The 13,775-nt window shown below is 73.4% G+C and carries 10 protein-coding genes and 2 tRNA genes; 4 read left to right on the top strand and 8 right to left on the bottom strand.

Features of this window, described 5'->3' with window-relative positions; all coding sequences use genetic code 11:
• Positions 1 to 36: 36 nt before the first annotated feature.
• Positions 37 to 546, bottom strand: a complete 510-nt coding sequence (locus JOD57_RS12325) for a MarR family winged helix-turn-helix transcriptional regulator (protein ID WP_204692291.1) — start codon at positions 544 to 546, stop codon at positions 37 to 39.
• Between the two features lie 86 nt (positions 547 to 632).
• Here JOD57_RS12325 and JOD57_RS12320 point away from each other — a divergent pair, with 86 nt between their 5' ends.
• Positions 633 to 1,556: an EamA family transporter gene (locus tag JOD57_RS12320; RefSeq protein WP_204692290.1), complete on the top strand. Its 924-nt coding sequence runs from the start codon at positions 633 to 635 to the stop codon at positions 1,554 to 1,556.
• A 98-nt stretch (positions 1,557 to 1,654) separates the two neighbouring features.
• Positions 1,655 to 3,952, top strand: coding sequence for a putative bifunctional diguanylate cyclase/phosphodiesterase (locus JOD57_RS12315; RefSeq protein ID WP_204692289.1), 2,298 nt, complete (start codon positions 1,655 to 1,657; stop codon positions 3,950 to 3,952).
• Positions 3,953 to 4,229: 277 nt separating this feature from the next.
• On the opposite strand, the gene JOD57_RS12310 is transcribed toward JOD57_RS12315, so the two are convergent.
• On the bottom strand, positions 4,230 to 5,240 hold the full coding sequence (locus JOD57_RS12310; protein WP_204692288.1) for a class I SAM-dependent methyltransferase: 1,011 nt from the start codon (positions 5,238 to 5,240) through the stop codon (positions 4,230 to 4,232).
• Between the two features lie 804 nt (positions 5,241 to 6,044).
• On the opposite strand from JOD57_RS12310, the gene JOD57_RS12305 reads away from it, so the two are divergent.
• Complete coding sequence (locus tag JOD57_RS12305) at positions 6,045 to 6,407, top strand: cyclophilin-like fold protein (RefSeq protein WP_204692287.1); 363 nt, start codon at positions 6,045 to 6,047, stop codon at positions 6,405 to 6,407.
• Positions 6,408 to 6,535: 128 nt separating this feature from the next.
• A complete protein-coding gene (locus JOD57_RS12300) occupies positions 6,536 to 7,303 on the top strand; it encodes a glucose 1-dehydrogenase (RefSeq protein WP_204692286.1) in 768 nt (255 codons plus the stop codon).
• 195 nt (positions 7,304 to 7,498) lie between these two features.
• On the opposite strand, the gene JOD57_RS12295 is transcribed toward JOD57_RS12300, so the two are convergent.
• The 6 genes from JOD57_RS12295 to gyrB all read right to left on the bottom strand — a co-directional run bounded on the left by JOD57_RS12295 (position 7,499) and on the right by gyrB (position 13,557).
• Positions 7,499 to 7,574, bottom strand: a tRNA-Ala gene (locus JOD57_RS12295).
• 37 nt (positions 7,575 to 7,611) lie between these two features.
• Positions 7,612 to 7,764 carry a DLW-39 family protein gene (locus tag JOD57_RS12290; protein ID WP_204692285.1) on the bottom strand — a complete coding sequence of 51 codons (153 nt, stop codon included), beginning with the start codon at positions 7,762 to 7,764 and terminating at the stop codon, positions 7,612 to 7,614.
• An 89-nt stretch (positions 7,765 to 7,853) separates the two neighbouring features.
• Positions 7,854 to 7,927, bottom strand: a tRNA-Ile gene (locus tag JOD57_RS12285).
• 55 nt (positions 7,928 to 7,982) lie between these two features.
• Positions 7,983 to 8,825 carry a DUF3566 domain-containing protein gene (locus JOD57_RS12280; RefSeq protein WP_204692284.1) on the bottom strand — a complete coding sequence of 281 codons (843 nt, stop codon included), beginning with the start codon at positions 8,823 to 8,825 and terminating at the stop codon, positions 7,983 to 7,985.
• Between the two features lie 156 nt (positions 8,826 to 8,981).
• A complete protein-coding gene (gene gyrA / locus JOD57_RS12275) occupies positions 8,982 to 11,450 on the bottom strand; it encodes a DNA gyrase subunit A (protein WP_204692283.1) in 2,469 nt (822 codons plus the stop codon).
• A 70-nt stretch (positions 11,451 to 11,520) separates the two neighbouring features.
• Positions 11,521 to 13,557: a DNA topoisomerase (ATP-hydrolyzing) subunit B gene (gene gyrB, locus JOD57_RS12270; RefSeq protein ID WP_204692282.1), complete on the bottom strand. Its 2,037-nt coding sequence runs from the start codon at positions 13,555 to 13,557 to the stop codon at positions 11,521 to 11,523.
• Positions 13,558 to 13,775 lie beyond the last annotated feature (218 nt).

The raw sequence follows: 13,775 nt of genomic DNA, 5'->3' as shown, positions 1-13,775 counted from the left end.
GGTCCCGCGGGACGAGGAGCGGCCGCTCCGCTGCAGCTACTCCGGCGCGACGTGCCGCTCGACGGAGGCGAGCAGGTCGCGCAGGTCGCCGTCGAGCCGGCGCACCCGGTCCGGGTCGAGGTCGCCGAGCATCCGCTGCTGCTCGGCCAGCCCGGCGCCGACGGCCTCGTCGACCAGCGCCCGCCCGCTGTCGGTGAGCCGGACGAGGAGGGCCCGCCGGTCGGTCGGGTCGGGCGTGCGGACCAGGTGGCCGGCCCGCTCCAGCCGGTCGAGCCGGCTCGTCATCCCCCCGCTGCTGAGCATGAGCGCGGCGGTCAGCCGGCCCGGTGAGAGCCCGTCGGGCGTGCCGGCGCGGCGCAGCGTGGCCAGGACGTCGAAGTCGGCGCGGGTCAGCCCGAACCGGGCGTAGCACCGCTCCTGCGCGTCGCCGACCAGGCGCGCGACCCGGTAGACGCGGCCGAACACCGCCATGGCCGCGGTGTCGAGGTCGGGACGCTCGACCGCCCACTGCTCGACGATCGCGTCGACCCCGTCCCGTCCCGCCACGTCCCCAGCCTGCCACGTCCCTCGGTTGACAGTGACTCGACGCCGAGTATCTTGACATCGAGATACACGACGACGAGAGGACCGTCATGGTCGCGACGACGACGTCCGCACCGGTCGCTCCGGCCCCGGCCCGCCTCGGGCACGGGTGGTCGCTCACCCTCGCCACCGCGGTCGCCCCGGTGACCTGGGGGACCACCTACGTCGTCACCACCGAGTGGCTGCCGCCGGACCGGCCGCTGCTGGCCGCCACGGTGCGGGCGCTGCCCGCCGGGCTGCTGCTGCTGGCCGTGGGCCGGGTCCTGCCGCGCGGCACCTGGTGGCTCAAGGCCGCCGTGCTCGGCGTCCTCAACATCGGTGCGTTCTTCGCGCTGCTGTTCGTCGCCGCCTACCGGCTGCCGGGCGGGGTCGCCGCCGTCCTGGGCGCCGCGCAGCCCCTCCTGGTGGCCGTGCTGGCCGTCCCCCTGCTCGGTCAGCGGCTGCGGCCGCGGAGCCTGCTGCTCGGTGTCCTCGGGGTCGGGGGCGTCGCGCTGATCGTGCTCAGCGGTCCGGTGCGCCTCGACCCGCTCGGCATCGCGGCCGGGCTGGCCGGCACGGCGAGCATGGGCACCGGCGTCCTGCTCACCAAGCGCTGGGGGCGGCCGGTGCCCGTCCTGGCGTTCACCGGCTGGCAGCTGACGGCGGGAGGCGCGGTGCTGCTGCCGCTGGCGCTCGCCGTGGAGGGGATGCCGCCCGCGCTGACCGGCACGCACGCGGCCGGCCTGCTCTACCTGGCGACGGTGAACACGGCGCTGGCCTACGTGCTGTGGCTGCGCGGCATCGGCGGGCTGCCCGCCGACCGGGTCAGCTTCCTCGGCCTGCTCTCCCCCGTCGTCGCCACGGTCGTGGGGTGGCTGCTGCTCGGCGAGGGACTCACCGCCCCGCAGCTGGCCGGCACGGTGCTCGCGCTGGGCGCCGTCGTCCTCGCCCAGCGCGCCGACGCCGCGGAGCCCCGGGAGCGGCCGACCGGCTGACCGGCGCGCCTCCCGGGGCGGCGTCAGGGATCCCCCCAGCGGGGGTGTTCCCGGACGATGCCGTCAAGGAAGGGCGCGCCGCCGTCGATGGCCTGTCCGTGCTCCACTCCCCGCCTCCCGCTCCCCGGCCGGTCGCCGACCGCTCGCGGGTCCTCCGCCGCGTCCTGCAGGCGGTCGCGGCCGGCTCCGGCGTCCCGTACCTGGTCTCCCTGCTGCCCGGCGTCCGGCCGGAGGCCGGCTTCTCGCTGGTGCTCGACGGGTGGTGCCAGACGGTCTTCGTCGCCGCCGTCATCGGTCTGGTGTCCTGCCGGGCCGTCGCCTCGGACCAGGACCGCCGCGCGTGGGCCGCCTTCGGCGTGGGCCTGGCCAGCTTCCTGGCGGGCACCCTCGTCTACTACGCGCGCTACCAGGACCTCGCGGTCGTCCCGTACCCGGCGTGGTCGGACCTGGGCTGGGTGCTCTTCTACCCGTTCGTGTACGTCGCGCTCCTGGGGATGCTGCGCACCCGCGTCCCGCGGCTGAGCGCCAGGGTGTGGCTCGACGGCCTGGTCGTCGGCCTGACCGTCGCCGCGGCCGGCGCCGCCTTCGCGCTGGGTGCGGCGCTGCGCGCCGCCGAGGGCAACCTGGACGTCGTCCTGGTCGGCCTCGCCTACCCGGTGGCCGACCTCGTCCTCCTCACGCTGGTGGCCGGCGCCATCGCCGTCATGGGCCGTGGTGCAGGCGCCTCGTGGTGGTGGATCTCGGGCGGCCTGGGCCTGTTCGCCGTCGTCGACACCGTCTACGCCTTCCAGCTCGCCCACGGCAGCTACGTCGACGGCGGTCCGGTCGACCTCGGCTGGGGACTGGCCTTCGCCTGCTTCGGCGCCGCCGCCGCCCGGCACCCCGCCCGCGAGCCGGGCCGGCGCCGCGAGGGCGCCGACGCGCTGGTGCTGCCCGCCGTCTGTGTCCTCGGCGCCCTCGCGCTGCTGCTGCGGGGCTACCTGGGCGACGAGAGCGAGCCGCTGGCGGGGTGGCTGGCCCTCGGCGCCGTCCTGGCCGCCCTCGCCCGCACCGCACTCAGCTTCCACGACGTCAAGGCCCTGGCCGACAGCCGCCGCCAGGCCCGCACCGACGAGCTGACCGGGCTGGTCAACCGGCGCGGCGTCTACGAGCTGCTGGCCACCCTCGACGAGGAGCTGGCCGCCGGCGCCGAGATGGCCGTGCTGCTGGTCGACCTCGACCGGTTCAAGGAGATCAACGACTCGCTGGGCCACGCGGCCGGTGACGAGCTGCTGCGCCAGGTGGGCCCGCGGCTCGCCGCGGACCTGCGCGCGACCGACGTGCTCGCCCGCCTGGGCGGCGACGAGTTCGTCGTCGTCGCCCGGGACCTGGACGCCGACGGCGCCACCGCGCTGGGCGAGCGGATCCGCACCCACCTGCGGGAGCCGTTCCGGTCCGGCTCGATGGACCTCACCGTGGACGCGAGCGTCGGCATCGCCGTCGGCCCGGTCCAGGCGTGCTGTGCCGAGGAGCTGCTGCAGATGGCCGACCTGGCGATGTACGCCGCCAAGCGCCGCCGCACCGGTGTGGCCGTGTTCGACGAGGCGCGCGACGGCCAGGGCCGTCACCGCCTCGAGCTGGCCGACCAGCTGCGGCGGGGCATCGCCGGCGGGGAGCTCGTGCTGCACTACCAGCCCAAGCTCGCCTTCGACGGCGACCACGTCGTCGGCGTCGAGGCGCTGGCGCGCTGGCGGCACCCCGAGCGCGGCCTGCTGTTCCCCGACACCTTCATCGAGGTGGCGGAGTCCTCCGGGCTCATGGGCGAGCTGACCGTCGCCGTCCTCGACCTCGCCCTGGCGCAGGTCCGGACGTGGGCCGACACCGGGCACCGGCTCAGCGTCGCGGTCAACGTCAGCCCGTCGAACCTGGTCGACGACCGCTTCCCCGACGAGGTCGCCCAGCGCCTGCGGGTGCACGGCCTGCCCGCCTCCGCGCTGGTCCTCGAGGTGACCGAGAGCCTGCTGATGGAGGACCGCGAACGCGCCGTCAGCGTGCTGCGCCGGCTGCGGGACGCCGGGGTGGGCATCGCGATCGACGACTACGGCACCGGCTACTCCAGCCTGGCCTACCTCGCCGAGCTGCCGGTCACCGAGCTCAAGCTCGACCGGGCGTTCGTCGGCAGCATGGTCGACAGCCCGCGGAACTCGGCCATCGTCACCTCGACGCTGCAGCTGTCGCACGCGCTGGGGCTGGTGCTGGTCGCCGAGGGCGCCGAGGACCAGGCCACCGTGGACGCGCTCGCCGACCTCGGCTGCGACCAGGTGCAGGGGTACCACCTGAGCCGGCCGCTGCCGCCCGAGCAGCTGCTCGGCTGGCTGCGCGACCGCGCCGCCCGCGCAGCGGCCGTGCCGGCCTGAGCGGACGGCCTACCGGCTTCTCAGCGTCATCGAGCGGGCCTCCGACCAGCTCAGGGCCTGGCGCGGCATCGCCACCCGCCACGACGAGCACGCCACCGTCTTCCACGGGGCGGTCGTCCTCGCCTGGATCCTGATCCGGCTACGGGACCGAGCGATGCGCCCCGGTCCGCGGACACTCACGACTCGGACCGGAGATCCTCCGATCCGGTCTCGATGGCGCTCGCAGGGACGACTCGTCCCAGGCCGGGGTCGGGCGGGCCGTCGAGGGCTCGGCCGGTCAGCGCCGGGCCGCCACCGCGACCAGCGGCTGCCCCGGCGCGAGCCGCCGGGCCGGTGCAGGCCGCAGCCCCGCATCGGCGAGCTGCTGGCGCAGCGGCTCCACCTCGGGCAGCTCCATGCCTCTGCCCTGGGCGCGGAGCAGCAGGTCGAAGTGCCGACTGAACGGGTCGGACGTGGCGGCGGTCGTCGTGACCAGCAGCGCGCCACCCTCGGACAGCAGGCCCGCCACGGCCCGGAACAGCGGGACCCGCTCGGCCAGCGGCAGGTAGTAGACGACGTTGGCGAGGAGCGCGAGGTCGTAGGGGCCGCCGGCCCGGTCGCCGGCCGCCAGGGCCGCGACGTCGCCGCGCAACACGCGAGCCCGCCCGGTCAGCCCTCGCCGCGCGAGCAGCCGCTCGGCGAGGTCGGCGACGGCGTCGTCGACCTCGATCCCCGTGCCCTCCGCCACCGGCGCGGCGGCCAGCATCGCGGCCAGGTTCTGCCCCGCCCCGCAGCCGACGTCGAGCACCCGCGCGGGACGCACCTCACGCACCGCGGCCACCAGCGCCTCGTGCAGGACCGGCTCCATCGCCCGAGTGAGCTGGGCGATCGTCTCCCCCTGCTCCGCGACGTCGCGGCGTGGCGTCCCCCCGCGCAGCTGGCGAGGGAGCTCCCGATAGAGCCCGGTGTGGAAGCCGGCGAACCCCTCGTACGCGGCGCGCAGCACCTCGTCGTCCAGCAGCCGCCGTCCGCGCCGGGACAGTGACCACCCGGCGTCCGAGGCGCGGACGAGCCCGTGCGCCTGCAGCACCCGCAGCCACGGCTCGAGCAGGCCACCGTCGTCGAGGCCGAGCTGCGCACGCACGGAAGCGGTGCCGACCGGCCCGTCCCGCAGGCACTCGAGCACGCCGGTGGACGAGCCTGCCGCGGCCACCGCGAGCCGGACGGCGGCCAGACCGTCACGGGCAGCGCGCAACCACGGCACCCCGCCGCCGCGGAGGAGCTTCGCGGTCGCGACGAGGCGGCTCATGCTCGCTCACCGAGCTCAGGGCCCGGCGCGACACCACCACCCGCGAGGACGAGCACGGCACCGTCTTCCACGGCGCGATCGTGCTCGCCTCGATCCCGACCCGCTCATCGACAGGGAGACGCGCCTCGGACGCCCGCTGCGGGATGGGCCTCGGGCCACCCCTTCCCCAGCCTCCGAGGGGGACCCGGCGGTACCCGACTCGACTCCTGGCCCGTCGCCACTCCGACCTGACTGCCGGAGCTCGGGCTTCGCCGACGAGCGGCTGACAACCCCTCCATCAGCGCCTGATCAGGTCGGAGATCGTGCGGTGGTCGGCACGCCGTGCCCAGGCGATCCCAGCTCCCACCAGTGGCGAGGCCCCCTGACCGCAGGGCGTCGGGCTCCGCAGCCCTGTGGCGCAGGGAGCTCGACGCCTCATGCCGCGATCAGCAGGTGGAGCGGCGGCCACACCGTCCGGCGTGGACTGCAGGAGCACCTCGGACACCAGGACATCGGTCGCGGACGTCGGAGGGTTGTCCACCCGATCGACGCCACGTCGCCCCGCCGGTCGAGGGAGGTCGAGCTCCTCCCCCCTACAAGCCGGCCCTCCCACGCCCGACCGCGAGCCGGTTGCATCGGTGTCGCCGAACGGGACAACTGCCGCGAGGAGATCACATGAGGTCCGCTGTCGCCGTGGTCGCCACCATCGCCGTGGCGGCGTGCAGCCCATCGTCCCCGGCCAGCGACCGGGCCGTCGGGAACAGCGGCCCAGCGGGCACCGGCGCGACCTCGACCACCCCACACGCACGTCAGGAGGCAGCCACCATGCGCATCCGCTTGACCGTCGACGGCGCCAGCGCCACCGCCACCGCACGTCTCTACGACACCGCCACGGCCCGCGACCTCGCGTCGCTGCTGCCGGTCACGCTCACGCTCCACGACCTGGGTGGGCGGGAGAAGGCCGGTGCACTGCCGCGCGCGCTGGCCGCCGACGAGGGGCAGAGCGACTACCGCGCTGGCCAGCTCGGCTACTGGTCGCCGAGCCACGACCTGGCGGTCTACTACCACGAGGACGGCTTTCGCATCCCGTCGCCGGGCACCGTGATGGTCGGCGAGATCGAGTCCGGACTGGACGCGATCAGCAGCGCCGAGGATGACGCGATCGTGCGCATCACCGCCGCCGAGTAGGCCACACCACCGTTCTGCAGCGTCACTCCTCGAACCGCCGGGCGGGCCCGGATCGACGTCGGGCTGACGAGCTGCCACCGGTCTGCTGACACACCCACATCCACACCCCGCGAGAGGGGACCCCTCCTGTGAACCCGACCTACGACTTCACCGGCCGCGTCGCGTTCGTCACCGGCGCCAGCTCCGGGATGGGCCTGGCCACCGCTCGGGCCTTCGCCGAGGCCGGCGCGGCCGTCACGCTGGCCGACGTCGACGCCGACGCGCTCGCCGCGTCCGAGACGGAGCTGCGCGAGGCCGGGCACCGGGTGCTCGCCGTGCGCTGCGACGTCGCCGACGAAGACCAGGTCGCCGCGGCCGTCTCCGCGACCGTCGACACGTTCGGCAGCCTGGACTTCGCCTACAACAACGCCGGCATCCAGTCGCCCACGACCGACGCCGCCGATGAGCCCGCCGAGGTGTTCGACCGGGTCAACGGGATCAACCTGCGGGGGATCTGGGCCAGCATGAAGCACGAGCTCGCCCACATGCGCACCCAGGGCTCCGGTGCGATCGTCAACTGCTCCTCACTCGGCGGGCTGGTCGGCCTGCCCGGCCGCGCCGCCTACCACGCCTCCAAGCACGGCGTGATCGGGCTGACCCGCAGCGCCGCGCTCGAGTACGCCCCTCGCGGCATCCGCGTCAACGCCATCTGCCCCGGCACCATCGAGACCCCGATGGTCACCCGGATGTTCGACTCCGGTGACCTCGACCGCGACGAGGCCGCCGCCAACCAGCCCATCGGTCGGCTCGGCACCGCCGAGGAGATGGCCGCCGCCGTGCTGTGGCTGTGCAGCCCCGGCGCCAGCTTCGTCGTCGGCGTCGCCCTGCCCGTCGACGGCGGCTACACCGCCCGCTGACCCCACCCGATCCGCGAGGCGCCCCCGGTGACGTCCGCGTCGAGGACCGGCCGGACCCGGAACCGAGCAGCCGACCGATGCAGCCACCCGGCTGTCGGCGACCCTGCGGGCCGCATCCCGCGGACGAGTTGCGGACCGAGACCCTGTCGGAGGGTTCGTCCGAGCCTCCGACGGAGGTGGATCCGCAGGTCAGGGTGGTGGAGACGAGGGGAATCGAACCCCTAACCCCCGCCTTGCAAAGGCGGTGCTCTGCCAATTGAGCTACGTCCCCGGGGCTGTCCCCGGCCGGCCCCGCGAGGGGACCGGGGTCAGCGGGTGGTGGGGCGGCTGACGGCCTGTGGGCCGCTGGTGGCCTCGTGCCACAGGTCGGCCTCGGCCTTGCCTGCGCCTCCTCCGGCGCGGCGCCGCACTGCGGCGACACCCGCTGCCGCGACGGCGGCCAGAGCCAGCTTCTTCAACACGCGGTACCTCCTGCGGTCGACGGCGCCACGGACGGCGCCCCCGCGCCGTGACGACGGGGCCGTCCGGCGCCGGGGCACCGGTACACGGGTGGGCCTGGGAGGACTTGAACCTCCGGCCTCATCCTTATCAGGGATGCGCTCTAACCGCCTGAGCTACAGGCCCGTGGACCTCGACCAATGTACCCGGCCCCTCGCGCGGCCCGGCACCTGGCCCCCCTCTACTCGCGCTCGGCGAGCGTGACCTCGAGACCGCCGACGAGGTCGGCACAGAGGTTGTAGATGAAGGCCGCGACGGTGCACAGCGCGGTCATGAGCACGATGTTGATCGCACCGATGACCGCCGCGCCGCCGAAGACGATGCCCGGGGTGATCACGTTCCCGCCGCCTTCGCCGCCCTCGGCGCCGGAGGCGGTGCCGAGCTGGCCGAAGAGGTCGTTGAGGGTGTCGAAGACGCCCAGGCCGGACAGGACGCCGTAGAGGACGCCGACCGCGACCATCCAGATGAAGAACAGCGCGATCGACAGGACCAGCGAGATCTTCAGCGCCGACCAGGTGTCGATGTGCCGCAACTGCAGGCGGGCCCGCCGCGGGCCGCGGGGACCGCGCTTGGGGGCCTTGCCCGCGGCCGGCTGACCGCCACGGGCGGCGGCCGGCGGCGGAGCCGCGGCTGCAGCGACCGGGGTGATGGTCTGGGTGGTGCCCGACGAGCCCGGGCCCGCGCCGGCCGGCGGCGGGGCGGCACCGGCCGGCTGCTGCCCGGCCGGCTGGGCGGGCACCTGACCGGTGTCCGGCTTGGACAGCGACGGCGCACCGCCGGTGGCCGGCTGCGCGGCCGGGGCGGCCCCGGTCTGCGCACCCGCGGCCGGGGCTCCGCCAGCGGAGGCACCGGCGGCGGACGCCCCGGTGGGCGGGCCACCGGCCGGCGCACCGCCCGCGGACGGACCACCGGCCGGAGGGGTCCCCGCCGGGCCGGCCGGCGACGGGTCTGCCCCGGGCGCCCTGTCCGCTCCGGCGCCGTCCGGGCGGACCCCGGTGCGCACCGCCTGCGGCCGGTCGCTCATGCCAGTCTCCCGTTCGCCTGCGGCCCTCGCCGCGTTCTCGCGACCGGGCGCCCCGGCGCACAGCCGAGGGCGCCCGGGCGCCGGTCGTTCCCGTCAGGAGGAGGCCGGAGGGAGCCGTGGCGCGCGGCCACGGTCCCCCGTGCTCCCGGTCCCACCCTAGGCGGCGGGCTCGTCGTTGTCCGTCGTCCGGGCGATCGCCACGATCGTCACGTCCTCGGGCAAGTTCATGAGCTTGACACCCATGGTGGCCCGGTCCTTGTTGTGGCGCACCCCGTTGACCGGGGTCCGGATGACACCGCCGCCGGAGGTGATCGCGTACAGCTCGTCACCGAGCCGCACCGCCAGGGCCCCCACCAGGTTGCCCTTGCGCGCCTTGGGGTCGGCGGTGAGCACGCCCTTGCCGCCGCGACCCTGGTTCGGGTAGTTCTCGATCCCGGTCCGCTTGGCGAAGCCGCGCTCGGTGGCGACGAGCACGTCGACGCCCTCCTCGACGACCATCATCGACAGCAGCGAGTCGTCCGAGCCCAGGGAGATCCCCCGGACGCCCTCGGTGGCCCGCCCCATCGGCCGCAGCGTGGCGTCGTCGGCCTTGAACCGGATCGACATCGCCTTGCGGGTGACCAGCAGCAGGTCCTGCTCCTGGTCGATGAGCGCCGCGCCGACCAGCTCGTCGCTCTCCCGCAGGTTGATCGCGATGACGCCGCCGCTGCGCGGGGAGTCGAAGTCGGTCAGCCGCGTCTTCTTCACCTGCCCGTTCGCCGTGGCCAGGACCAGGTACGGGGCGACCCCGTAGTCCTTGATCTGCATGACCTGGGCGATCTTCTCGTCGGGCTGGAAGGCGAGGATGTTGGCCACGTGCGCGCCGCGGGCGGTGCGGTTGGCCTCGGGCAGCTCGTAGGCCTTCGCCCGGTACACCCGGCCCTTGTTCGTGAAGAACAGGATCCAGTCGTGGGTGGAGCCCACGAAGAAGTGGTCGACGAGGTCGTCCTGCTTGAGGGCCGCACCCATCACGCCCTTGCCGCCGCGGCGCTGGGAGCGGTAGAGGTCGCTCTTGGTGCGCTTGGCGTAGCCGGTGCGGGTGATGGTGACGACGACCTCCTCCTCCGCGATGAGGTCCTCCATCGTCACGTCGCCGTCGTTGGCGACGAACTTGGTGCGCCGGTCGTCGCCGTACTTCTCGACGATCTCGGCCAGCTCGTCCCGGATGATCTCCCGCTGCCGCTGCGGGGAGTCGAGGATCGCCTGCAGCTCGGCGATGCGGGCCTCGATCTCGGCCAGCTCGTCCATGATCCGCTGGCGCTCGAGGGCGGCCAGCCGGCGCAGCTGCAGGTCGAGGATCGCGACGGCCTGGATCTCGTCGACGTCGAGGAGCTCCATCAGGCCGCTGCGGGCCGCCTCGGCCGACTCGCTGCGGCGGATGAGCGCGATGACCGCGTCGAGCTGGTCGAGGGCCTTGGCGTAGCCGCGCAGGATGTGCGCGCGCTCCTCGGCCTTGCGCAGCCGGTAGCGGGTCCGCCGCTGGATGACCTCGATCTGGTGGTCGACGTAGAGGCGCACGAGCTCGTCGAGGCGCAGCGTCCGCGGGACGCCGTCGACGATCGAGAGCATGTTGCAGCCGAAGGAGGTCTGCAGCTGGGTGTGCTTGTAGAGGTTGTTCAGGACGACCTTGGCCACGGCGTCGCGGCGCAGGGTGATGACCAGTCGTCGGCCGACCCGGTCGCTGGACTCGTCGGCGATCTCGCTGATGCCCTGCAGCCGGCCGTCCTTGACCCCCTCGGCGATGGCCTCGGCGAGGTTGTCCGGGTTGACCTGGTAGGGCAGCTCGGTGACGACGAGCTGCACCCGGCCGCGGGCGTCCTCCTCGACGGTGACCACCGCGCGCATGCGGACCGAGCCGCGGCCGGTGCGGTAGGCCTCCTCGATGCCGTCGCGGCCGACGATGAGGCCGTGGGTCGGGAAGTCGGGGCCCTTGATCCGCTCCATGCACGCGGTGAGGGCCTCCTCCGGCTCGGCGTCGGGGTGCTCGAGCACCCAGAACACCGCGGCGGCGACCTCGCGCAGGTTGTGCGGCGGCATGTTGGTGGCCATGCCGACGGCGATGCCGGCCGAGCCGTTGATCAGCAGGTTGGGGATGCGCCCCGGCAGGACCAGCGGCTCCTGGTTCTTGCCGTCGTAGTTGGGCTGGAAGTCGACGGTCTCCTCGTCGATGTTGGCCAGCATCTCCATGGCCAGCGGCGTGAGCCGGGCCTCGGTGTAGCGCATGGCCGCGGCCGGGTCGTTGCCCGGGGAGCCGAAGTTCCCCTGACCGTCGACCAGCGGATAGCGCATCGACCACGGCTGGGCCAGCCGCACGAGGGCGTCGTAGATCGAGCTGTCGCCGTGCGGGTGGTAGTTACCCATCACCTCACCGACGACGCGGGCGCACTTGACGTAGCCGCGGTCGGGACGGAAGCCCTGGTCGTACATCGCGAACAGCACGCGGCGGTGCACGGGCTTGAGGCCGTCGCGGACCTCGGGCAGCGCGCGGCCCACGATGACGCTCATCGCGTAGTCGATGTAGCTGCGCTGCATCTCCTGCTGGAGGTCGACCGGCTCGACGCGGTCGCGGGCAGGGGTCTCGGTCACGGTTCAGGTCTCCACGGTTGCGCAGGAGGGGAACGGGCGGGCGGAGGACGTCCGGGGACGTCCCCCGCGCTCACACGTCGAGGAAGCGGACGTCCTTGGCGTTGCGGGTGATGAAGCTGCGGCGGGCGTCGACGTCCTCGCCCATCAGCACGCTGAACAGCTCGTCGGCGGTCGCGGCGTCCTCGAGGGTGACCTGCGACAGGATCCGGGTCTCGGGGTTCATCGTGGTCTCCCACAGCTCCGTGGCGTTCATCTCGCCGAGCCCCTTGAACCGCTGGATCGCGTCGTCCTTGGGCAGCTTGCGGCCGGCCTCGGCGCCGGTCTTGAGGACGGCGTCGCGCTCCTTGTCGGTGTAGACGTACTCGTCACCGAACTTGCCACCCCACTTGATCTTGTACAGCGGCGGGTTGGCCAGGTAGACGTGCCCGGCCTCCACCAGCGGCCGCATGAAGCGGAACAGCAGCGTCAGCAGCAGGGTGCGGATGTGCTGGCCGTCGACGTCGGCGTCGGCCATGAGGACGATCTTGTGGTACCGGAGCTTGGAGACGTCGAACTCGTCGTGGATGCCGGTGCCGAAGGCGGTGATCATCGACTGGACCTCGTTGTTCTTGAGGACCCGGTCGATGCGCGCCTTCTCGACGTTGATGATCTTGCCGCGGATGGGCAGGATCGCCTGGAACATCGAGTCGCGGCCGGACTTGGCCGAGCCGCCGGCCGAGTCGCCCTCGACGATGTAGATCTCCGAGGCGCGCGGGTCGGTGGAGCGGCAGTCGGCCAGCTTGCCCGGCAGCGAGTTGTTGCTCAGCAGGTTCTTGCGGGCCAGCTTGCGGGCGTCCTGCGCGGCGCGGCGGGCGCGGGCGGCCGAGGCGGCCTTGGTGATGATGGTCTTGGCCTCGGCCGGGTTGGCCTCGAACCAGTGCGAGATCTGCTCGTTGCAGACCCGCTGCACGAAGCCCTTGACCTCGGTGTTGCCGAGCTTGGTCTTCGTCTGGCCCTCGAACTGCGGATCGCCGATCTTGACCGAGACGATCGCGGCCAGGCCCTCGCGGATGTCCTCGCCGGTGAGCTTCTCGTCCTTCTCCTTGAGCAGCTTCTTCTCGACGGCGTAGCGGTTGACGATCGAGGTCAGCGCGGTGCGGAAGCCCTCCTCGTGGGTGCCGCCCTCGTGCGTGTTGATCGTGTTGGCGAAGGAGTAGACCGACTCCGAGTATGCGTCGGACCACTGCATCGCGACCTCGATGCTCATCCGCATGTCGTTCTTGCCGAGACCCTCGGCGCCGAAGCCGACGATCGAGCGGTGGATCGGCGTCTTCTTGGCGTTGATGTGGCGGACGTAGTCCTCGAGGCCGCCGTCGTAACGGTAGGTGATCTCCGTGGGCTCGAACGCCGCGTCCTCGTGGCCCGGGGCGGGGGCCGCGTCGGCCAGCGAGATCTCGTCGGCCATGCCCGTGTCGGCCTTGCCCTGGCCGGGCCGCTCGTCGCGCAGGACGATCGTCAGGCCCCTGTTCAGGAAGGCCATCTCCTGCAGGCGGCGGCTGATCGTGTCGAACGAGTAGGTCGTCGTCTCGAAGATCGACCCGTCGGCCCAGAAGGTGATCTGGGTGCCGCGCTTGGTGGTCGGGCCGACCTCCTCGAGCGGGCCGGGCTTGGCCAGCGCGTAGCTCTGGTGGTACTCCCGGCCGTCGCGCCAGATGCGCACGTCGAGCGAGCTGGACAGCGCGTTGACGACGGTGACGCCGACGCCGTGCAGGCCGCCGGAGACCGCGTAGCTCTTGCCGTCGAACTTGCCGCCCGCGTGCAGCACGGTCATGACGACCTCGACGGTCGGCCGCTTCTCCCGCGGGTGCACGTCGACCGGGATGCCACGGCCGTTGTCCTCGACGCGCACCCCGCCGTCGGCCAGCAGCGTGACCCGGACGGTGTCGCAGTGACCGGCCAGGGCCTCGTCGACGGAGTTGTCGACGACCTCCCACACCATGTGGTGGAGACCGCGCTCCCCCGTGGAGCCGATGTACATGCCCGGCCGCTTGCGGACCGCCTCGAGCCCCTCGAGGACGGTGATGGAACTGCCGGAGTAGCTGTTGTCGGTCTGGGTCCGAGCGACCACGTGGGGCCCTTCTGTCACGCTCCCGGCGCGGGCCCCCCTCCCGACGGGGAGGGTCCCGAGGGCGCACAGCGCCACTGAGCCGGATGCTGGGGATTCCTGTCCTCCATGTTACCGGGTCCACCGACAGGAACGTCGCCGTCCACGCCCTGACGTGGCGTCTGCGCCACTCGCGGCACCGGCTGCACCACTGGTGCTGGCCCGGGGGTCGACACGCCCGC

The sequence above is a fragment of the Geodermatophilus bullaregiensis genome (assembly GCF_016907675.1).
Classification (GTDB): domain Bacteria; phylum Actinomycetota; class Actinomycetes; order Mycobacteriales; family Geodermatophilaceae; genus Geodermatophilus; species Geodermatophilus bullaregiensis.
This window is presented reverse-complemented; position numbering and strand designations above follow the sequence as displayed.

Bases quoted from the DNA above. Each gene is read 5' to 3' on its own strand.
- JOD57_RS12280 (WP_204692284.1), bottom strand. From the start codon at position 8,825: ATGAGCGACCGGCCGCAGGCGGTGCGCACCGGGGTCCGCCCGGACGGC.
- JOD57_RS12310 (WP_204692288.1), bottom strand. From the start codon at position 5,240: ATGAGCCGCCTCGTCGCGACCGCGAAGCTCCTCCGCGGCGGCGGGGTG.
- JOD57_RS12320 (WP_204692290.1), top strand. From the start codon at position 633: ATGGTCGCGACGACGACGTCCGCACCGGTCGCTCCGGCCCCGGCCCGC.
- JOD57_RS12305 (WP_204692287.1), top strand. From the start codon at position 6,045: ATGCGCATCCGCTTGACCGTCGACGGCGCCAGCGCCACCGCCACCGCA.